The organism is Leisingera sp. NJS201, assembly GCF_004535885.1.
Lineage (GTDB): Bacteria > Pseudomonadota > Alphaproteobacteria > Rhodobacterales > Rhodobacteraceae > Leisingera.
The window spans coordinates 1937772-1957477 of record NZ_CP038234.1 but is presented as its reverse complement, the minus strand read 5'-3'; the positions used below and the strand labels follow the sequence as shown (position 1 = coordinate 1957477).

Genomic DNA, 19706 nt, shown 5'->3' with positions numbered 1-19706 from the left:
GCCCTTTATGGGCAAAATGCATGCTGGAATCCATCACATTCCGGAGGTTTCTAGTAAGAAAGCAAATTTCTTGAGAGGCCAAAACGGTGACTTCGCAACATTGCATCCTTATTGGCGCGCCGGTGGACAGTGGAAAACGCCGGGCCGGCTGCCTGATGGGCCCTGACGCCTACCGGACTGCCGGGCTCGCCCCCGCACTGGAGAACCTTGGACATACGGTTGAGGACTTGGGAAACCTAAGCCCGGAATCCCATGCACCGGATGGCAATGACGGGCTGGTCTTTGCCCGGAATGAAACCATCGGCTGGACTGCGCGCCTTGCCCAGGCGGCTGAAGACGCCCTTGAGTGCGGGGTTCCCATATTCCTTGGCGGGGATCATTCTCTCTCGCTCGGCTCTGTCGCAGGGGCTGCGAATTTTGCTGCCAAGGCCGGCCGGCCGCTGTTTGTTCTGTGGCTGGACGCGCATACCGATTTCCACACACCGGAAACATCGGACAGCGGCAACCTGCATGGAACACCTGTTGGTTATTTCACTGGACGCAATGGGTTCGAGGGTTTTCCTGATGTCGCCAACCCGGTGCCGCAGGAGAATGTCTGCATGATCGGCCTGCGGTCTGTCGACACCCAGGAACGGCTTGCCCTGGAAGGCAGCTCCATCCGCACCCATGACATGCGCCACATTGATGAAAACGGCATTGCAGGCCCGCTGAACCGGTTCCTGGAGCACGTCGCCCAGGCCAATGGCATGCTGCATGTCTCGCTGGACGTGGATTTTCTGGACCCATCCGTAGCGCCTGCCGTCGGCACCACCGTTCCCGGCGGCGCAACCGTGCGCGAGGCGCATCTGGTCTGCGAAATCCTGCATGATTCCAGATTGATGACCTCGCTGGACCTGGTTGAGCTGAACCCCTTCCTGGACGAACGCGGCCGCACAGCGCATTTGATGGTGGATCTCTGCGCCTCGGCTCTGGGCCGGCGCGTCTTTGACCGCCCGACACGGAGCTATCAGTGACCAGCCTGCAAGCCCCCTCTGCCGTGGTCATGATCCGGCCGCATCATTTCCGCTCAAACCCGGAAACAAAGGACGATAACGCCTTCCAAACGCTGGCAAACACTTCGGCTGAAACGGCATCTGCCCAGGCACTGGCAGAGTTCGACGGCGCCGTGGAAACTCTGCGCGGCGCAGGTGTGTCCGTGCACGTGTTTGCTGACACCACTACCGGAACCCCGGACAGTGTTTTTCCGAACAACTGGTTTTCCACCCATGCCGGCGGGCATATCGCAGTCTACCCGATGTTCGCTGAAAACCGGCGCAAGGAACGGCGCTGGGACGTGATCGAACTGCTGAAGCGGGACTACCGGGTTCAGGATGTGATCGATTACTCCGGTCTGGAACAGGACGGGCTGTCGTTGGAAGGCACCGGAGCCATGGTGCTCGATCACATCGGCCGCATTGCCTATACGGTGAAATCCAATCGCGCCGACCCGATCCTTCTGGAACGGTTTTGCACCCATTTCAACTTTGAACCCATGGTGTTCGAAGCCAAAGATGAAGCCGGCCGCGACGTCTATCACACCAATGTATTGATGGGGATCGGCACCGAATACGCGTTGATTTGCCTCGATATGATCGTTGATCCAGCGCGCCGTTCAGAAGTTGCCGCGCGGCTGGAGGAAACCGGCCGCCGCGTGATTGATCTCACTCAGGAGCAGATTGCCAATTTCGCCGGAAACGCGCTGGAACTTACTGGCAAGAAACGCATTCTTGCACTTTCAGCCAAGGCGCTGGACGCATTGCGTCCGGACCAGATCGCAGAAATCGAAAGGAGCGCAGAGCCGCTCCCCCTGACCATTCCGACCATCGAAACCGCAGGCGGGTCGGTGCGCTGCATGCTGGCAGGCATCCACCTCAGCCCCCGTGAAAGGACTTCCGCATGACACAGCCTTCGGAAAAAGCATTGGTGCCTTTTGTCAGCGTCGACAATATGATGCGCCTCGTTCATCACATCGGCGTCGAGCAGATTCTGCGTGATCTGGCAGGTTATGTCGAAGACGATTTCAAACGCTGGGAGCTGTTCGACAAAACCCCGCGTGTTGCCAGCCATTCGGATGTCGGCGTGATTGAGCTGATGCCAACTTCGGACGGCGAGGCCTATGGGTTCAAATATGTGAACGGCCACCCCAAGAACACCTCCGAAGGCCTGCAGACTGTCACCGCCTTTGGGCTGCTGGCAGATGTCTACACCGGCTATCCGGTGCTGCTGACCGAGATGACCATGCTGACCGCCTTGCGCACCGCGGCGACCTCAGCAATGGCCGCCAAGTATCTGGCACCAAAAGGTTCAACCACGATGGCGATGATCGGAAACGGCGCCCAGTCGGAGTTCCAGACCCTGGCGATGAAAGCAATAATCGGCCTGAAATCCGTGCGTCTTTATGACAAAGACACCGCGGCAACCGCAAAATGCGCCCGGAATTTGGAAGGTCTGGGGGTTGAGGTTGTATCCTGCAAAACGCCGGAAGAGGCAATTGAAGGGGCCCAGATCCTTACCACCTGCACCGCGGACAAGCAAAACGCCACCATCCTGACCGACAACATGGTCGGCAGCGGCGTGCATATCAACGCGATTGGCGGCGACTGTCCGGGCAAGACGGAATTGGCAGCCGGTATCCTCAGCCGCTCTGACGTCTTTGTCGAATACCCGCCGCAAACCCGGATCGAAGGTGAAATTCAGCAAATGCCGGAAGATTTTGCTGTGACCGAGCTGTGGGAGGTGATTTCAGGCCAGAAACAGGGCCGCACCGGCGACCGGCAGATCACCTTGTTCGACAGCGTTGGCTTCGCGATCGAGGATTTTTCGGCTCTGCGTTACATTCGCGACCGCATCAAAGGCACGGACTATTTCATCGACCTGGACATGCTCGCAGATCCGGACGACCCGCGCGATTTGTTTGGTATGCTCCAACGCGCCAAAGGCTGACCCAATGCAAAGGCGGCCCGCTTAACTGAGGCCGCCGGCACCTCCGGCCTTTTCGTCTGATCACCGCACTTTTGGCCCTGCAGGCGACGCTCAAGGGGATCTGAGCAACGGCGCCTAACGTAGGGCGGGACACAGGTGGAAAGGCCGGACACCTTAATTTTCAATAGGTTAACAAGTTTTCCTCAGGCGTCCAATTCAGTATCCCAGTAAAGGAAATCCATCCAGCTATCGTGAAGATGGTTCGGCGGGAATTTGCGTCCGGTATTGCGCAGTTCCTCTGCGCCTGGACGGCGCGGCGGTTTGCGCAAGGACATGCCAGCCCGATGCAGCGATTTCGAACCCTTCTTCAGGTTGCAGGGGCTGCAGGCCGCCACCACGTTTTCCCAGCTGGTCACCCCGCCGGCCGCACGCGGCACCACATGGTCAAATGTCAGGTCGCCCTTGCTGCCACAGTACTGGCAGTGGAATTCATCCCTCAAAAACAAATTAAAGCGCGTGAAGGCCACGCGCTTTTGAGGTTTCACATAATCTTTCAGAACCACCACAGAGGGTATTCGGATCTCGGTGCTGGGACTGTGCACCACCTCGTCATACTCAGCCACAATCGCCACGCGGTCGAGCCAGGCCGCCTTGACCGCGTCCTGCCAGGACCACAAGGACAACGGGTAATAGGATAATGGCCGGTAGTCTGCATTCAGCACCAGCGCCGGGTGCTGCTTCAGCGCCCCTGGAGATCTGACAAACTCTGCTCTGAAATCGCCATCCATTGTGAACGTCTTCCTCGCACTGATCTTCCGTTATCCGGAACCAGAGCGGGGAAACCGCCCCAGCTTTCATTTGACTATATCTCGTGGTTAGCGCCTGACAAGCCCTGATGATCCACAATATCTCGGGATCTATCTAAGCTGATTCCGTGACAATGCGGTGAAAGTTATCCACAAGCCTGTTTTGCGTTCTCTCTTGCTCTGCCTGATTGGCCCGCCTATTGCCATGCCATGACCCGCCTGATCCGCTTCAACAAACCTTATGATGTGCTGCCCCAGTTTACTGATCGCGGCAGTCAGGACAGCCCCCGTGCAACGCTGAGCAATTTCATTGACTGCCCCGGTGTTTATGCTGCCGGCCGTCTTGACCGCGACAGCGAAGGGCTGATGCTGCTGACAGACAACGGCCGGCTGCAGTCCTGGATCACCGACCCGAAACATAAAATGACCAAGACCTATTGGGTCCAGGTCGAGGGCAAACCTGACGCTGAGGCGCTCAAGTTACTTGCAGAAGGCATTGAACTGAAAGACGGAAAGACTCTGCCAGCCAAAGCCCGGCTAATGGATGAGCCGCCGGGTTTATGGGCCCGCACGCCGCCTGTCCGGATGCGCAAGACCGTCGCCGACAGCTGGCTGGAACTGACAATCCGCGAGGGCCGCAACCGGCAGGTAAGGCGGATGACAGCCGCGGCCGGATACCCGACGCTGCGCCTGATCCGCTATAGCATCGGCGCTTGGACGCTCGAGGGGCTGGCTCAGGGAGCGTGGGACGATCTTGAAGCCCCAAAGGTGCCAGGGCCGCCCAAACCTTCGCAAAAACCGCCCCGCAGGCCCAAGGCATCTGCGAACCGGAACCCGGCAAGTGACAGGCCGCGGCGGCGCTGATATCCTGTCAGCATGCCACCGCAAGCCCCTGCCCCCAAAGCCATTCTGGAAACTGCGCTATATGCCGATGATCTGGACGCGGCGGAAGAATTCTACGGCCGGATTCTGGGACTTGAGCGGATTCAACGGGTCGGTGACAGGCACGTCTTCTTTCGCTGCGGAAATTCGGTATTGCTGATTTTCAATGCTCAGGAAACCATAAAGCCGCCCGGCAATCCGCGTTTACCAGTGCCGCCGCATGGCAGCAGCGGCCCGGGGCACATATGTTTTGCCCAGCCGCGGGCAGACCTGCTTTTGATGCGCGGCCGTCTGGTGGCATCAGGGATTGAAATTGAGGCTGAGTTCGACTGGCCCAGCGGAGCGCGCTCCCTCTACTTCCGCGACCCGGCAGGAAACTCGATTGAAATCGCCGAACCGCAGCTTTGGGCTTATTGAATCGGCTGCAGCGCGCCGGAAAATTTGAATTTTCCGGCCAAAATTCTTGCCAAGAATTTTGCGGGCCCGCCGGGTCCGGACCCGGTGCGCCTCATCTTTGATGGAGCAGCACCAGGGCGGGAAGTCTTTGATCCGGCGTTACAACCCCAGCTTATCGCGCATAAAGGCCAAGGCTACGCTCAAGCCATCCGGTGCGATGCCATGGCCCGTGCCCTTTTGAATATGGGCAAAGACATCCTGAAAACCGGCCTCCTGCAAAGCTTCCGCCGCTTCAGGCAAGGATTGCACCGGCACCACGTCGTCCTGATCTCCGTGCACCAGCAGGATCGGCATCTTGGACACGGCTTCGTCCTTGAGCAGTTCAGGCGCCAGCAGACGGCCGGAAAAGGCTACAATACCGGCCACCGCGTCTTCGCGCCGTGGAGCAATCTGCAGGCTCATCATTGTGCCCTGGCTGAACCCGAACAGCACCACCTGTTCCGGCAGCACGTCCTCGTCCACCATCAGCGCATTCAGGAAGGCATTCAGATCTTCTTCGGCCGCCTGCATGCCGCGCATGCTTTCCTCTTCCGAAGAGCCGTCGATCCAGGGAATCGGAAACCACTGATAGCCCATCGGAGCGCCGGCACAGGCTTCAGGCGCGTCAGGCGCGACAAACAGCGTATCCGGCAAATGTTCAGCCAAAGGGTCCGCAAGCCCCAGCAGGTCGGCGCCATTGGCGCCATAACCATGCAGGAACACCACAATCGAGCGGATATCGCCGGAGAGCGGCTCTTTGCGGCCGGCATTCAGTACACGAGTCATCGGATCCCTTCCCTGTCCTTCGCCACCCGGTAATAGGCCCAGAGAATGCGCGCCGCAACCGATCGCCAGGGCGACCAGTCTTCGGCCATTTGCCGCAGTTCCCGGTCCTTGGGGCGGGCCGGAAGATCAAACAGCACCCGTGCCGCCTCCTGAAGGGCCAAATCGCCAGGGGCAAAGACATCGGCCCGGCCCAGCGAAAACATTGCATAAATCTCAGCCGTCCAAACACCGATCCCCGGGACCTCGACCAGACGTGTAATCACTTCCGCATCCGGAACGTCCCGCAAGGCTTTGAAATCAATGCGTGCTTCTGCCAGTGCTCGGGCATAGCGGATCTTCTGGCGGCTGAGGCCTGCTGCGCGCAGATCCTCATCCGTGGCCCACAGTATCTTACGCGGCCCGGTGAGCCTGGCGGCCTTCATCCGGGCCCAGATCGCCTTGGCGGAGGCCACACTCACCTGCTGGCTGACAATTGCGCTCAACAGCTCGGCAAACCCGTCCGGCTTGCGGCGCAGCGGCAATGGGCCGGTCAATTTCAAAGCATCGGCAAACCGGCTGTCCTGCGCGGCCAGCCATTCGGCGCCCTCACTCACGCAGGCGTCGCATTGGATAATCCGTCCCGCCCCCGGCAGGAATGTCTGTCCATCTGACGCCACGTTACCCCCTGATTGGCGGCGGTTGAAAGAAACCGTGATCGCAGGGCCTGACCCGCTGGCTTGCTCCTGCACATATTCACAGCTACGCATCCCACATGACCATAAGCATGACCACCCCCAGCGACACAGTCGCCAAGAAAAACGTCGCCATCCTGGTGCTGGCCCAGGCGATCCTCGGCGCCCAAATGCCGATGATTTTCATTGTTGGCGGCCTGGCCGGCCAGTCGCTGGCCTCGAACCCCTGTTTTGCAACGCTGCCGATTTCGCTGATTGTCGGCGGCTCGATGCTGGCGGCCACGCCCATCTCGGCCATTATGCAGCGCTGGGGCCGGCGGGCCGGGTTCTTTACCGGCGCGGCCTTTGGATCTGTTGGCGGACTGGTCGGCGCTTACGGGTTGTACCTTGGCTCCTTTCCCATCTTCCTGCTCGGCAGCCTGCTGACCGGCGTTTATATGAGCGCGCACGGTTTCTACCGTTTTGCTGCCGCCGATACGGCGTCCGAAGCGTTCCGCCCCAAGGCGATTTCCTATGTTATGGCCGGCGGCCTTGCTGCTGCTATCATCGGACCTCAGATTGTCAAGTTTACCAGCCAAGCCTTTGTTATTCCTTTTCTCGGTACCTATCTGGCGGTGATCGCAGTCAACGTCTTCGGGGCTGCACTGTTTTTGTTTCTGGACATTCCAAAGCCGCCCGCACCTAGCGAGGACAGTCCCAAGGGCCGCAGCCGTCTGGAATTGCTGAAGACCCCGGTGATTGCGGTTGCCGTGATCTGCGCCATGGTCTCCTACGCCTTGATGAACCTGGTGATGACCTCCACACCGCTGGCGGTGGTCGGCTGCGGTTTTACCGAAGGCAATGCTGCCGACGTTGTCACCTCTCACGTTCTGGCGATGTATGTGCCGTCCTTCTTTACCGGCCACCTGATCGCCCGCTTCGGTGTGGAAAAGATTGTGGCCGCAGGCCTGGTTATCCTTGCCGGTGCCGGTGCTGTTGCCCTGCAAGGCGTTGAAATCGAGAACTTCTTCATTGCGCTGGTGCTTTTGGGCGTGGGCTGGAACTTCGGTTTTATCGGCGCCACAACCATGCTGGCCGGCGCACATGAAAGCTATGAGCGCGGCCGGATGCAGGGGCTGAATGACCTTCTGGTCTTTGGCGGGGTCACCATGGCGTCGCTGGCTTCGGGCGGGCTGATGAACTGCTCGGGCGGCAACCCCGCCGACGGCTGGAGCGCCGTGAACATGGCGATGGCGCCCTTCCTGGTGCTGGCAGGCGGCGCGCTGATGTGGCTGGTGATGCGCCCCAAAGAGGCCTGATGTATCCTCCTGCAATAACAAGAAAGGCGCCCGATCAGGCGCCTTTCTCTTTGATTTCTATCTACCAGCGGCCAAGGACAGCCCGCCGCATCAGGCCTGTTCTTCGCCGGAATTCGCTTTGCCCCAATGCACCCTGCGCCACCCGCTCTGGCTGTTTCTCCGCCTGTTTCAGAATGGCCTCGGCCTGCCATCCCGCCAGCAACGCCCTGCCTGCCTGTTTCGAAACCGCGCTTCGATCCACGCGGGCTTTAGTCAGCTGCTGCAACCCTTTGCGCGCCAAAGCCTGCACACCTTCCAAGGTCCCATCCAGCAGCGGAATCCGCTTCTGCGCTTCCAGTTCCGGAATGGCGCGCAACCAATTCGCAATGCCCGCGCCATAGGCAAAACCCCGTACAACGGCTTCATCCGCCTGACCTAGTGACGCAGCCGCCATCCACATCAGCGAACCGCTGGTGCGATCAATGTAGCTATCAAATTCAGCTTCATCAGCAAAGGGATCCTTGTATATATCCCAACGCCGCGCCTCGGCCATGCCGTCGATGCAGGCAGCCAGTTCCGGCTTCAGCAGCCGCCCCAATGGCGTGGCCGCATAGTGGCGGCGGACAGCCCCCCCTCGGCAATCTCGGCGCCTGCATCGCGCCACCATTGCACCCGCATTTCGGCAATCATACTCTCCTGGCTGGCCCAGGGTGCCCGCGCCAGTTCGATATTGAAAGCATAGAGCGCAAACAGCAACGGCCGCGCCTGAACCGGCGCAGCCATCGTGGCCAAAAACCGGTCCGGGTCGCTTTGCTGGACCAGCTCGGCGCAGGCCGTCAGATCAGCATCAAACGTCATCCGCCTGCCCGGCCCCGCCGTCATGGATCAGCTTCCAGCGGATCGCGTCCAGCAGCGCCTCAAACGACGCATCGATGATGTTCGGGCTGACACCAACCGTCGACCAGCGATGGCCCTGGCTGTCTTCGCTGTCGATGATAACCCGCGTCACAGCCTCGGTGCCGCCCTGGGTGATCCGCACCTTGAAATCGACCAGCCGCATATCTTCCAGCTGTGCAGAATAGCGCCCCAGGTCCTTGCTCAGCGCTCGCGCCAGCGCGTTGACCGGACCACGATCGCTGCCGGTATCATCAAGGGATTCACTGACAGACAGCCGCTTTTCGCCATCTACTTTCACCACCACAACCGCCTCTGACAGGCTGACCATCCGGTTGTATTTGTTCTTGCGCCGCTCAACGGTGACCTTATAGCGTTTGACTTCAAAGAATTCCGGCAGCTGCCCCAGCTCCTTGCGCGCCAGCAGCTCAAACGACGCCTGCGCGGTGTCATAGGAATAACCCTCTGCCTCACGCGTCTTGATCCGTTCCAAAATCAGCGCCAGTGCCGGATTGCCTTTGTCCACACTCAGACCCGCATCAGTCAACCGCTTGCGCAGGTTCGACTGACCGGCCTGGTTCGACATCGGTATAACCCGCGCGTTGCCAACCGTGCCCGGCTCTATGTGTTCATAGGTCGAAGGATCCTTGAGGATCGCGCTGGCGTGCAGACCCGCCTTATGGGCAAAGGCCGAGGCCCCCACATAAGCCGCCTGCCGCACCGGAACCCGGTTCAGGATATCGTCCAGCATCCGGCTGATCCGGGTCAGGCTTTCCAGAGCTTCATGGGTGACGCCTGTCTCAAACCGGCTGGCATAGGGTTCCTTCAACAGCAGTGTCGGGATCAGCGCAGTCAGGTTGGCGTTGCCGCAGCGTTCACCCAAGCCGTTCAGTGTGCCTTGCACCTGCCGCGCTCCAGCTTCCACAGCCGCAAGCGAGCAAGCGACAGCGTTTTCCGTGTCATTATGGGTATGTATGCCAAGTTTCTCACCTGGAATTCCGGCGGCAACAACTTCTGAGACAATCCGTTTCACTTCGGATGGCAGGACGCCGCCATTGGTGTCGCACAGCACCACCCAGCGCGCCCCGGCCTCCAGTGCTGCCCGGCAAGCATTTAGCGCAAAACCGGGGTTATCCTTATATCCATCAAAGAAGTGTTCGGCATCAAACAACGCCTCGCGCCCCTGTGCTACGATATGGGCGACCGAGGCACGGATGTTTTCCAAGTTCTCGTCCAGGGTGATCCCCAGCGCCTGGGTCACATGGTAGTCATGGCTCTTGCCCACCAGACACACCGCTGGCGTTCCGGCATTCATCACCGCCGCCAGAACATCGTCGTTTTCCGCTGACCGTCCTGCCCGCTTGGTCATACCAAACGCAGTCATCGTGGCGCGTGTATCAGGCGCCTCGTTGAAAAACGCACTGTCGGTCGGGTTCGCCCCGGCCAGCCGCCTTCGATGTAATCAACACCAAGTCCGTCAAGCGCATGGGATATTTGAATTTTTTCTGCAGTTGAGAATTGCACCCCCTGGGTCTGCTGCCCGTCCCGCAAGGTTGTGTCGTAGAGGTAGAGGCGTTCTTTGGCCATCAAAGCGCCTCCAGTTTCGCAGGGTCAAATCCGGGCCCCGGCACCAGTTCGACACCCGCCTTGCTCATCCGCACTTCCAGACCCGCTTCTATCAAGGCCGCCTTCAGACGATCAACTTCGGAAAAATCCTTCGTTTCCATGGCGTTCTGGCGCGCTTTGAAAAGGATCTCTTCATAGCCGGAGAGATCCACTGCTGGTCCGGCAGCCCACGCACCCATCTCATTTGTCAGCAGCCCCAGCAAATTGGCAGATGCCAGCAGACCGGCTGCGTCACCAGCTGCCGCCAGCTTGTGCAGCTCCGCAATGACGCCAGCGGTATTCAGGTCATCCGCCAAAGCCGCCAGAACCGCGGCAGCAGCGCTGGACGCGGGTTCGATGCCCGTGGTCAGCGCCCGCCACTTGCGCAGCGTCGCCTCGGCCTCTTTTGCCTTTTTGTCAGTCCAATCCATTGGTTTTCGGTAATGGGTCTGCAAAAACACAAGCCGGATCACTTCACCCGGATAGCCCTGATCCAGCAGGTCACGCACGGTGAAGAAGTTGCCCAGGCTCTTGGACATCTTCTTACCCTCGACCTGCAGCATCTCGTTGTGCAGCCAGTACCGTGCAAAGCTATCGTCGCCATTGGCGCAGCAGCTTTGCGCAATTTCATTCTCGTGGTGCGGGAACATCAGATCATTGCCGCCGCCGTGAATGTCAAAGGTCCCGCCCAGAAGCTCATATGACATTGCCGAGCATTCAATGTGCCAGCCAGGCCGTCCGCGGCCCCAGGGGCTGTCCCAGCCTGGCAAGTCATCAGTGGAAGGTTTCCACAGCACAAAATCCATCGGGTTCTTTTTGTAGGGCGCGATTTCCACCCGCGCGCCGGCAATCATGTCGTCCACCGACCGGCCCGATAGTTTGCCGTACGACTCTTTCCAGCTGTCGACAGCAAACAGCACATGGCCTTCAGCCGCATAGGCGTGGCCCTTGGCGATCAGATTCCCGATCATCGCCACCATCTGCGGGATGTATTCGGTTGCGCGCGGCATGTGGTTGGGCTGCAGCGCGCCAAGTTCACCCATGTCATCCAGGAACCACTGGGTGGTCTCGGCGGTGATATCGCCGATCTGGCGTCCGCTTTCGGTGGCGCGTGCATTGATCTTGTCATCCACGTCGGTGAAGTTCCGGGCGTAAGTCACTTCCGCCGCTCCATAAACCTCGCGCAGCAGACGATATAGCACATCAAACACCACCACTGGACGCGCATTGCCCAGATGCGCCCGGTCATAGACCGTGGGACCGCAGACATACATCCGCACATTGCTGGCGTTGATCGGCTCAAAGACCTCCTTCTTGCGGGTCTTCGTATTCTGCAGCTTGATCTCTATGTCCATGGTACCCATGCCCGGTTCCTCTCCCATGCCCAGCCACAAACGGCCGGCATCACCCGTTGCGCGCAGCGCGGGCTTAGCAACTTGTCAGAGAAATGAAAACGACAGAAACCGGCCCGCTGATATGTCAGCAGGTAATGCAGCAGTTAATGATGGTGCAATTCTGGTTCATGCAGGTTGCTTAGCACGGGACATTCCGCCCGCCAAGCCTTTTGCCTCAATCAGCAACGGCCGCCCGGTCCGTCTTGGGCCCGGACCGGGCAGCCTAGGGCGCGGCGGAACAGGAGTGCCGCGCCCGTAATTTTGTCAGGCTTAGAACTTGAAGGACGCGCGCAGCGATACCGATGTGGCATCCGCCCCCACGCCCGAGTTGCCGAACTGGTCGAACTCATGCTCCAGCACTTCGCCGCCGATTTGCCACTGATCGGTCACCTGATAGGCAATGCCGACACCGTAGAACTCACCGGTTTCGCTGCCCAGAGAGCTGTCAGCTTCGGCCACGCCACCGGTCACATATGCCAGCACATTGCCAAAGTCATAGCCGGCCTTCACCTTGGCACGGGCAACCGAGTCAACAGTCGCACCGCCGCCCAGATCCAGGTCGGTTGCATCATATTCCAGTTCGCCGCCCAATACGAAACGGCCGAAATCATGGTTGTAGCCGCCGTGGATACCATAAGCGGTATCGTCTCCAGAGGCGCCGTTGCTGGCGTCTGCATCCAGCTGGCCGACCTGGCCACCCAGGTAGAAACCGGTCCAGTCGCCGCCATCGTTGGCCACCGGAACAGGCGCCGGAGCTGGAGCGGGTTCAATCACCGGATCACTTACATTGCCGGCAAAGGCCGCACTGCCCATTACGGCGGCGATGGCTGTCATAGCTACGAAACGAGTCATTCAGACTTCTCCTTTTGCAGTCCCGGCGCAAGCTGTGCGCCGGTGTCAGCTACAAAAGGGTTCTGCACAGGAACTTCCAGAGCCGCGTTGATCACGCCTGCTGAACTGGCAGTGACTGGCCGAAAATTCCCGGACACGTGCGTCTTTCCGCCGGAATCCGCAGGCAGGAAATTGCCAAGCCATTGAAAACCGGCCTCTCCGGTCCTAGTGGCGGCAACGCTGTCTAATGTTTAATAGACCGGGTCAAAACCGGAAAGCGGCACTCACCGACAAGGTCTCCCCGCGCGGGCTGGCAGTGCCGTCCCTTGGTCCGGCCTCGTGGTGAAGCAATTCTCCGGTCACCTGCAGCGCGCGGTTCAGCGAAACCCGCATGCCCAGGCCAAACAGCGGTCCTTGCCGCGATCCGCTGGACGTTTCCGCCTGCACCCGGCCCAGGGTGACGAACCCTGTTGCGGGACCAAAGTCATAACCGGCGTGCAACCGCAGCTGGCGGGTCTCTTCCGCTTGCACCGCTTGTGTCAGCAGGCCTGACTGCTCCATCGTGACAGTGCCGGCCAGGATCATTCCCCCCAAATGGCGGCCATATGCAAATTGGAAGGAGCGTGCTTCACTTGTTAGCCTGCTGCCAGTTGCAGCAGCCGGCTGACCTGTGAAACCGGAGGGCAACGGCCGCCATTCTTCCGCGGCAGATGTCTGAGAAATCAGAGCCGCCGCCGCAAGTACCGCGGCTAGAGAGCACCTGTGTCTGGCCTTTTTAACCATCGGCATGTGGCTGTGCCTTTTTGAAATGCGCTGGATCAGCGCTTCATCCCCAGGATATCCAGTATAGCCATTAATGCTTAATATTTGGTTCCCGAACTCACTTTGCCAACAATGAACCACTCCGTGAAGCGTTAAAAATCAAGGTTACTGCATTAAAAATGATGAAATTTTCGGAAAAAGCATGCGGCTTCTCGGTCTCTTGGCACCCTCCGTCCAAATGAAAACCATGTCGTTTTTTTCACCAAGGTCGCTATTGTGCTAGAAACGACGCAAAAGCGTGCCAATTTGCAGGGAACTGAACAGGAGTCCGCATGCAAGGTGAACGCTGCCATGTCAGCCTTATCTGCCGCACCATTGGTGCGGCACGGGGCCGTGCGGCAAGGGGGCGGCCGCAGTGAGTTGACGTTTCAGCACTTCAATTCATTTCTTCTGAAAGGCTCACACAATGAACGATCAAGCCTCCCCGTCCCGCACTGCCCGCAGCGGAGGGCGCAATGCGCGCCGTGCAGCCCGCGCTGCTGCATTGCCGGAACACCTGCGCCCGGTCCGCCCCGGCATGGAATCCACTGCGCTGAAGTTGCTCAGCCAGGCTGACATGGAAAAAATCCATGAGGCCGCCCTGACCGCGCTGGAAGAAATCGGTCTTGCCGACGCGCCGCAAAGCGGCATCGACTACCTGACTTCCGCCGGCTGCGTGCTGGGTGATGACGGCCGCATCCGGTTCCCGCGCGCGCTGGTCGAAGACACCATCGCCAAGGCAAACCGCTCCGTCACCCTGTTCAGCCGGGATGGCAAGTCTGACCTGCAGTTGTCTGGCGGCCGGGTTCACTATGGCACTGCTGGCGCCGCGGTCAGCGTGGTAGACGTCCACGGCAAGGAATACCGCGATTCAACTGTGCAGGATCTGCACGACGCTGCGCGCATCTGTGATCAGCTGGACAATATCCACTTTGTCCAGCGTCCGATGGTATGCCGCGACATCCCCGACAATCTTGAGATGGACCTGAACTCCATCTACGCGACCACCGCAGGCACAACCAAACATGTCGGCGTCTCTTTCAGCGAACCGGATTTCGTGAAGCCGGGACTGGAGCTGCTGCACATGATTGCGGGCGGCGAAGACAAATGGCGCGAGCGGCCTTTTGTGTCGAACTCAAACTGCTTTGTTGTGCCTCCCATGAAGTTTGCGACCGAATCCTGTGAAGTGATGGAGGAATGCATCAAAGGCGGCATGCCGGTGCTGCTGCTGTCGGCGGGCATGGCCGGGGCAACCGCCCCATCGTCCATCGCCGGCGCCATCACCCAGGCGGTAGCGGAATGTCTCGCCGGCCTGGTTTATGTTAACGCTGTAAGTCCAGGCGCACCCGCTATTTTCGGCACTTGGCCCTTTGGTCTTGATCTGCGTACCGGCGCGATGTCCGTGGGCTCCGGCGAACAGGCGTTGCTGACTGCAGGCTGTGCTCAGATGCATAAATTTTACAATCTGCCAGGCGGCGCCGCGGCTGGCGCATCGGATTCCAAACTGCCGGATATGCAGGCCGGCTGGGAGCAGATGTGCTCTGCGGTTATGGCGGGGCTTTCCGGCCTCAACATGGCCTATGAAGCTGCCGGAATGCACGCGTCACTGCTGGGGTTTTGCCTTGAATCGCTGATCTTGGACAACGACCTTCTCGGCCAGGCGCAGAGATGCGTCCGCGGCATTGAGGTGAACGATGAAACCCTCGCTCTGGACCAGATGCGCGCCACTTGCATGGGCGGACCTGGCCATTATCTGGGCACCGATCAAACCCTCAGCCGGATGCAGGTCGACTATGTTTATCCGGATCTGGGCGACCGGACATCTCCCAAGGAATGGGTGGAGCTTGAAAAGCCTGACCTGATCCAAAAGGCTATTGCCAAGAAGGAGAAGATCCTGTCCCAGCGCGCATCCGCACGGTTTGATGCCGCAACCGACATGGCAATCCGCGAGACGTTCAACATCTACCTTCCGGCTTAACCGGATCTTCCAGATGCGCTGACACGGGCCGGAATTTTCCGGCCCGTTTTTTTTGTGACCGGCACAATAAGCAGGACGGCGGGTTCGGGAACTCTGGGCGTCTTCCTGCCCCCTCAGTTATCTCAGCCTGTAAGTTAAGAAAATTTTCACAAAGCACTTCTGTCACACCGAAAAGGATGATAACCTTTTATTAACAAGCGAAAATTTTCAGGACTCCTCGCCAAAATACGGCGTTCAACCTGCAAAAACACGCCTGTATTTGAGCAAAATGACTTTGAATAACTGCAAAGGTACCTGCATTTGACCTAGCGTTTTGCGGGTTGGGTTTGCGAAACTGCAAGGTGATTGGGGCTTCAATCTCATTAGCGTTCGATTGCGCTACTGCTAGGCAGGGGCATATGATCACCTGAGAAACCCCATAGAATGCCGATAGGATTTATTAAAATTAACCACCAGGTGAACTATTGCCGAAATTCTTTAAAGTTCTGGCCCTCTGCCCGCCTACTCAGTTAACACTTTCGGATCCAAAGCCACTGGCATGTTTCGCACTACATCCCTGCCAGCCTTTGCGGAACGCCCGGTGTGCAACCCTATTGCGAAAATGCATTTCAATAATGCATAAATGCAGCGCAGGGACATTTCCCCGCGCTGCTTGGCATGCTTAGAAGAAGGCCTGCAATCCGGTTTGAGCGCGGCCTAGGATCAAGGCATGCACATCATGGGTGCCTTCATAAGTGTTCACCGTCTCCAGGTTCACCATGTGGCGAATGACATTGAACTCCAAGCTGATGCCATTGCCGCCGTGCATATCCCGTGCCATCCGGGCGATATCCAGCGCCTTGCCGCAGTTATTGCGCTTGATGATCGAGATCATTTCCGGCGCCGCATTGGCAGCATCCATCAAACGGCCAACCTGCAATGATGCCTGCAAACCCAAGGTGATTTCCGTCTGCATGTTCGCCAGTTTCAGCTGAAACAACTGAGTATTGGCCAGCGGACGCCCGAATTGTGTGCGATCCAGGCCATATTGCCGGGCGGCGTGCCAGCAAGCCTCAGCCGCGCCCATTGCGCCCCAGCTGATGCCATACCGCGCGCGGTTCAAACAGCCGAACGGCCCTTTGAGCCCTTGAACATGCGGCAGCAACGCATCCTCGCCGACCTCAACACCGTCCATCACGATCTCACCAGTGATGGACGCGCGCAGGCTGGCCTTATTTTTTATTTTCGGCGCGCTCAGACCATTCAAGCCCTTCTCCAGCACAAAACCGCGGATCTTGCCGCCGTGGGCTTCGGATTTTGCCCAGACTACAAAAACATCAGCGATGGGCGCGTTGGAGATCCACATTTTGGAACCGGTCAGACGGTAACCGCCTTCGGTCTTTTCAGCCCGGGTTTTCATACCGGCTGGATCAGAACCCGCGTCCGGTTCAGTAAGGCCGAAACAGCCGATCCATTCGCCGGCAGCAAGCTTTGGCAGGTATTTCCGGCGCTGTTCTTCGCTTCCGTATGCGTAAATCGGATACATCACCAAAGAACTTTGCACCGACATCATTGAGCGGTAGCCGCTGTCGACCCGCTCCACCTCGCGGGCGACCAGGCCGTATGACACATAGCCGCCGCCAAGCCCGCCGTATTCCTCCGGGATGGTCGTGCCCAACAGGCCCATCTCGCCCATCTCGCGGAAAATTTCCGGATCAGTTTCCTCGTTTTCATAAGCGCTTAGCACTCGAGGTTGAAGTTTTTCCTGAGCATAGGCGCGGGCCGAGGCGGCGATCATCCGCTCGTCTTCAGTCAGCTGATCCTCCAAGCGCAACGGGTCTTCCCAATTGAAACGGCCCAGGTCCGGGGCATCTTTGGCGCGCAGGGCGGGTTTGTCAGTCATCTTGTCACCTCAGTGGTTCGCGAATTGAGCAAACCCTAACGCCAGGTGAACGGAAAAAACAGCGAGACTTTCGCAAGCAAGCATGACAAACACTCATACATGTCTGTGCCACGTAAATTCCTGCCCTCGATCTCCTCGCTGCGCGCGCTGGAGGCAGTGGACCGGCTAGGCAGCGCCTCGGCGGCTGCAGATGAATTGGCGTTGACACAAGGGGCCGTCAGCCGCCAGCTGCAGACGCTGGAACGGCAATTGGGGATGGAACTGGTGCAACGGGACCAGAAACGGCTGGCCCTGACCGCAGAGGCGCAGGATTATGCCGCCGAGATCCGCCAGGCATTGAACCAGATCGTGCAATCCACCCTGCGTTTACAGGCCGCGCCGCTGGCCGGGTCGCTCAACCTGGCAATCCTGCCGGCCTTTGGCATGCGCTGGCTGATGCCGCGGCTGCCGGAATTTGCCCGGCTGCACCCGGATGTGACCATCAACATGGCGACCCGGCTGGAACCTTTCAACTTCGCCAATGAACCCTTTGATGCAGCGATACATTTTGGGGATGCATCCTGGCCGGGCACGCAATCGCTGCTGTTGAAGCACGAGCAGCTTTTGCCGGTCTGCGCACCGTTGCTTCTGGAAGGGCGCAGCATTGATGAGGCCAAAGACATCCTGAAGCTGCCGCTGTTGCACATTCAGACCAGGACAAGCGCCTGGACCGATTGGTTTGAGCAGAATGGTATTGAAGCTGGTGCCGGTTTGGGTGGTACAATCTATGATCAATTCGCAACCATCACCCAGGCTGCGCTGCATGGGTTGGGCGTCGCCTTGATGCCGGATTATCTGGTCGAGCAGGATCTGGCGACAGGCCGCCTGGTGGCGCTGCATCCGGAGCCGGTGGAAACCGAAGGCGCCTATTACCTGGTCTGGCCCGAGCGGAAATCCAACGCGCCCGCGCTGATGAAATTCCGCACCTGGCTGGCTGGGAAGGCCCAGCCCGAAGACCCGCTGCCGCGTTAAAATCAGGGGGACATGCATGCCCCCCTTTCCACCATCCGTGTCCCCTGGTGCCGGTTCAGCCCAGGTTTCAGCCCTGGTTTCAGCCCAGGGCGTAGCCAGCGCCGCGCACCGTACGGACCGGATCGTCGCCGCCATGCTGGGTGAGCGCCTTGCGCAATCGGCCGATGTGGACGTCGACGGTGCGGGTGTCGACATAGATGTCACGGCCCCAGACGCGATCCAGCAGCTGTTCACGGCTCCACACCCGGCCCGGTTTTTCAATGAAGGTGGAGAGCAGGCGGAACTCGGTCGGCCCCAGCTTGAGAGGATTGCCGCCCCGGCTGACCTTGTGGGTTTCGGCGTCCAGTACGATATCATCGTATTCCAGCCGCACGCCCACAGTAGAGGGCCGCACCCGGCGCAGTTGGCTGCGCACGCGGGCCATAAGCTCTGCCACCGAATAGGGTTTCACAACGTAATCGTCGGCGCCGGTTTCCAGACCGCGCACTTTGTCCACTTCTTCGGACCTCGCGGAGAGCATTATCACCGGGATATTGCGGGTTTCCGCGCGGGTCTTAAGGCGGCGGCACACTTCAATGCCGCTGAGGTTGGGCATCATCCAATCGAGGATGATCATATCCGGCATGTCCTCCTCAACCATCAGCAAGGCTTCCTCGCCGTCCTTGGCTTTGAGCACACGAAAGCCGTCCGCTTCAAGGTTATAGGCCAGCACTTCCCGTTGGGCCATTTCGTCTTCTACAACCAGAACAGTGGGCTGATCGGCAGCCATTGGTCAGATCTCCTGCGGTGTGGTTGAGGTGGTGTCGAATTTCTTGCGGTCTTCCTCCGGCTTTTCGCCGGTGACCAGATAGATCACCTGTTCTGCAATCGCGGTCACATGGTCGCCCATGCGTTCAGTGTTTTTTGCGATAAAATGCAAGTGCATACAGGCCGAAATGTTGCGCGGATCTTCCATCATATGGGTCAGGAATTCACGGAACAGGGCGTTGTACATCTGATCCACGTCGCGGTCGCGCTCTATCACGTCGCGGGCCAGTTCAACGTCGCGCTGGATGTAGGAATCGAGCGCGTCCTTCAACATCCGCTCGACCTCTCGGGCCATCCGGCGCAGGGCAGAGGTGCCTTCGCTGATGTTCGGCCCCTGCGCCAGGACGCCGGTGCGCTTGGCCATGTTTTTGGCATAGTCGCCAATGCGTTCCAGGTTGCCGGCAATCTTCATCACCGACAAAACCAGCCGCAGATCCGAAGCCGCAGGAGCACGCAATGCGATCAGGCGGGCGGTCTCCTCGTTGATCAGCTCTTCCAGCCCGTCAATGGCCTTGTCGCCTTGCCGGACGGTCAGCGCCAGCTCCTCGTCGCGGGTCTCCAACGCTTTGGCGGCTTCGCGGATGGCGTCCTCAACCAAGCCGCCCATTTTCATGATCCGGGCCTGAATAGCCTCCAAATCGCGGTCAAAGGCCGATGCAATATGCTGTTCTACCATGTTGATTTT

At 59.1% G+C, this 19706-nt stretch carries 17 protein-coding genes and 2 pseudogenes; 8 read left to right on the top strand and 11 right to left on the bottom strand.

Going from position 1 to position 19706, the window contains the following annotated elements:
- Window positions 1–86: 86 nt before the first annotated feature.
- The 3 genes from rocF to ETW23_RS09640 are packed head-to-tail and all read left to right on the top strand — an operon-like array spanning window position 87 to window position 2982.
- Window positions 87–1013 (top strand): arginase, encoded by a 927-nt coding sequence (gene rocF / locus ETW23_RS09650; RefSeq protein ID WP_134829870.1) that lies wholly within the window; start codon window positions 87–89, stop codon window positions 1011–1013.
- On the top strand, window positions 1010–1939 hold the full coding sequence (gene ctlX, locus ETW23_RS09645; protein ID WP_134829869.1) for a citrulline utilization hydrolase CtlX: 930 nt from the start codon (window positions 1010–1012) through the stop codon (window positions 1937–1939). Before rocF ends, ctlX begins: the two co-directional genes overlap by 4 nt.
- Complete coding sequence (locus tag ETW23_RS09640) at window positions 1936–2982, top strand: ornithine cyclodeaminase (RefSeq protein ID WP_134829868.1); 1047 nt, start codon at window positions 1936–1938, stop codon at window positions 2980–2982. Before ctlX ends, ETW23_RS09640 begins: the two co-directional genes overlap by 4 nt.
- 182 nt (window positions 2983–3164) lie before the next feature.
- Here the strand turns inward: ETW23_RS09640 and ETW23_RS09635 are convergent, their stop codons facing one another.
- Window positions 3165–3749 (bottom strand): HNH endonuclease, encoded by a 585-nt coding sequence (locus ETW23_RS09635; protein ID WP_129370889.1) that lies wholly within the window; start codon window positions 3747–3749, stop codon window positions 3165–3167.
- A 228-nt stretch (window positions 3750–3977) separates the two neighbouring features.
- Between ETW23_RS09635 and ETW23_RS09630 the strand changes: the two genes are divergently transcribed.
- Both ETW23_RS09630 and ETW23_RS09625 read left to right on the top strand, forming a co-directional pair.
- Entirely contained in the window at window positions 3978–4631 is a 654-nt protein-coding gene (locus ETW23_RS09630) for a pseudouridine synthase (RefSeq protein ID WP_134829867.1), read from the top strand.
- 12 nt (window positions 4632–4643) lie between these two features.
- Entirely contained in the window at window positions 4644–5066 is a 423-nt protein-coding gene (locus ETW23_RS09625) for a VOC family protein (RefSeq protein ID WP_134829866.1), read from the top strand.
- A 138-nt stretch (window positions 5067–5204) separates the two neighbouring features.
- Here the strand turns inward: ETW23_RS09625 and ETW23_RS09620 are convergent, their stop codons facing one another.
- Together ETW23_RS09620 and ETW23_RS09615 are read right to left on the bottom strand one after the other, a co-directional pair.
- Window positions 5205–5870: an alpha/beta hydrolase gene (locus tag ETW23_RS09620; RefSeq protein WP_129370886.1), complete on the bottom strand. Its 666-nt coding sequence runs from the start codon at window positions 5868–5870 to the stop codon at window positions 5205–5207.
- Window positions 5867–6526 (bottom strand): DNA-3-methyladenine glycosylase, encoded by a 660-nt coding sequence (locus ETW23_RS09615; protein WP_254695183.1) that lies wholly within the window; start codon window positions 6524–6526, stop codon window positions 5867–5869. Before ETW23_RS09615 ends, ETW23_RS09620 begins: the two co-directional genes overlap by 4 nt.
- Window positions 6527–6621: 95 nt before the next feature.
- Here ETW23_RS09615 and ETW23_RS09610 point away from each other — a divergent pair, with 95 nt between their 5' ends.
- Complete coding sequence (locus tag ETW23_RS09610) at window positions 6622–7839, top strand: MFS transporter (protein ID WP_134829864.1); 1218 nt, start codon at window positions 6622–6624, stop codon at window positions 7837–7839.
- Between the two features lie 61 nt (window positions 7840–7900).
- On the opposite strand, the pseudogene ETW23_RS09605 reads toward ETW23_RS09610, so the two are convergent.
- The 5 genes and pseudogenes from ETW23_RS09605 to ETW23_RS25875 all read right to left on the bottom strand — a co-directional run bounded on the left by ETW23_RS09605 (window position 7901) and on the right by ETW23_RS25875 (window position 13127).
- Window positions 7901–8676, bottom strand: a pseudogene (locus ETW23_RS09605) (squalene/phytoene synthase family protein).
- A pseudogene (gene cimA / locus ETW23_RS09600) lies at window positions 8666–10299 on the bottom strand (citramalate synthase). The pseudogenes ETW23_RS09605 and cimA overlap by 11 nt, the downstream one beginning before the upstream one ends.
- Window positions 10299–11681, bottom strand: a complete 1383-nt coding sequence (gene cysS, locus ETW23_RS09595; RefSeq protein WP_129370881.1) for a cysteine--tRNA ligase — start codon at window positions 11679–11681, stop codon at window positions 10299–10301. Before cysS ends, cimA begins: the two are co-directional and overlap by 1 nt.
- A 300-nt stretch (window positions 11682–11981) precedes the next feature.
- Entirely contained in the window at window positions 11982–12563 is a 582-nt protein-coding gene (locus tag ETW23_RS09590; RefSeq protein ID WP_129370880.1) for an outer membrane protein, read from the bottom strand.
- Window positions 12564–12806: 243 nt separating this feature from the next.
- Entirely contained in the window at window positions 12807–13127 is a 321-nt protein-coding gene (locus tag ETW23_RS25875; RefSeq protein WP_237454487.1) for a hypothetical protein, read from the bottom strand.
- Between the two features lie 643 nt (window positions 13128–13770).
- Between ETW23_RS25875 and ETW23_RS09580 the strand changes: the two genes are divergently transcribed.
- Entirely contained in the window at window positions 13771–15321 is a 1551-nt protein-coding gene (locus ETW23_RS09580) for a trimethylamine methyltransferase family protein (RefSeq protein ID WP_134829862.1), read from the top strand.
- A gap of 661 nt (window positions 15322–15982) precedes the next feature.
- Here ETW23_RS09580 and ETW23_RS09575 read toward each other — a convergent pair.
- Window positions 15983–17203 carry an acyl-CoA dehydrogenase gene (locus ETW23_RS09575; protein ID WP_129370877.1) on the bottom strand — a complete coding sequence of 407 codons (1221 nt, stop codon included), beginning with the start codon at window positions 17201–17203 and terminating at the stop codon, window positions 15983–15985.
- 99 nt (window positions 17204–17302) lie between these two features.
- Here ETW23_RS09575 and ETW23_RS09570 point away from each other — a divergent pair, with 99 nt between their 5' ends.
- Window positions 17303–18214, top strand: coding sequence for a LysR family transcriptional regulator (locus tag ETW23_RS09570; RefSeq protein WP_129370876.1), 912 nt, complete (start codon window positions 17303–17305; stop codon window positions 18212–18214).
- Between the two features lie 79 nt (window positions 18215–18293).
- Here the strand turns inward: ETW23_RS09570 and phoB are convergent, their stop codons facing one another.
- Both phoB and phoU read right to left on the bottom strand, forming a co-directional pair.
- Window positions 18294–18983, bottom strand: a complete 690-nt coding sequence (phoB, locus tag ETW23_RS09565; protein WP_129370875.1) for a phosphate regulon transcriptional regulator PhoB — start codon at window positions 18981–18983, stop codon at window positions 18294–18296.
- A 3-nt stretch (window positions 18984–18986) separates the two neighbouring features.
- A complete protein-coding gene (gene phoU / locus ETW23_RS09560; protein WP_129370874.1) occupies window positions 18987–19697 on the bottom strand; it encodes a phosphate signaling complex protein PhoU in 711 nt (236 codons plus the stop codon).
- Between the last annotated feature and the right edge of the window lie 9 nt (window positions 19698–19706).

Excerpts from the sequence above, each read along its gene's own strand:
- ETW23_RS09640 (WP_134829868.1), top strand. The coding sequence starts at position 1,936 with ATGACACAGCCTTCGGAAAAAGCATTGGTGCCTTTTGTCAGCGTCGAC.
- ETW23_RS09635 (WP_129370889.1), bottom strand. The coding sequence starts at position 3,749 with ATGGATGGCGATTTCAGAGCAGAGTTTGTCAGATCTCCAGGGGCGCTG.
- ETW23_RS09630 (WP_134829867.1), top strand. The coding sequence starts at position 3,978 with ATGACCCGCCTGATCCGCTTCAACAAACCTTATGATGTGCTGCCCCAG.
- ETW23_RS09625 (WP_134829866.1), top strand. The coding sequence starts at position 4,644 with ATGCCACCGCAAGCCCCTGCCCCCAAAGCCATTCTGGAAACTGCGCTA.
- ETW23_RS09620 (WP_129370886.1), bottom strand. The coding sequence starts at position 5,870 with ATGACTCGTGTACTGAATGCCGGCCGCAAAGAGCCGCTCTCCGGCGAT.
- ETW23_RS09610 (WP_134829864.1), top strand. The coding sequence starts at position 6,622 with ATGACCATAAGCATGACCACCCCCAGCGACACAGTCGCCAAGAAAAAC.
- cysS (WP_129370881.1), bottom strand. The coding sequence starts at position 11,681 with ATGGGTACCATGGACATAGAGATCAAGCTGCAGAATACGAAGACCCGC.
- ETW23_RS09590 (WP_129370880.1), bottom strand. The coding sequence starts at position 12,563 with ATGACTCGTTTCGTAGCTATGACAGCCATCGCCGCCGTAATGGGCAGT.
- ETW23_RS25875 (WP_237454487.1), bottom strand. The coding sequence starts at position 13,127 with ATGATCCTGGCCGGCACTGTCACGATGGAGCAGTCAGGCCTGCTGACA.
- ETW23_RS09580 (WP_134829862.1), top strand. The coding sequence starts at position 13,771 with ATGAACGATCAAGCCTCCCCGTCCCGCACTGCCCGCAGCGGAGGGCGC.
- ETW23_RS09575 (WP_129370877.1), bottom strand. The coding sequence starts at position 17,203 with ATGACTGACAAACCCGCCCTGCGCGCCAAAGATGCCCCGGACCTGGGC.
- ETW23_RS09570 (WP_129370876.1), top strand. The coding sequence starts at position 17,303 with ATGTCTGTGCCACGTAAATTCCTGCCCTCGATCTCCTCGCTGCGCGCG.
- phoB (WP_129370875.1), bottom strand. The coding sequence starts at position 18,983 with ATGGCTGCCGATCAGCCCACTGTTCTGGTTGTAGAAGACGAAATGGCC.
- phoU (WP_129370874.1), bottom strand. The coding sequence starts at position 19,697 with ATGGTAGAACAGCATATTGCATCGGCCTTTGACCGCGATTTGGAGGCT.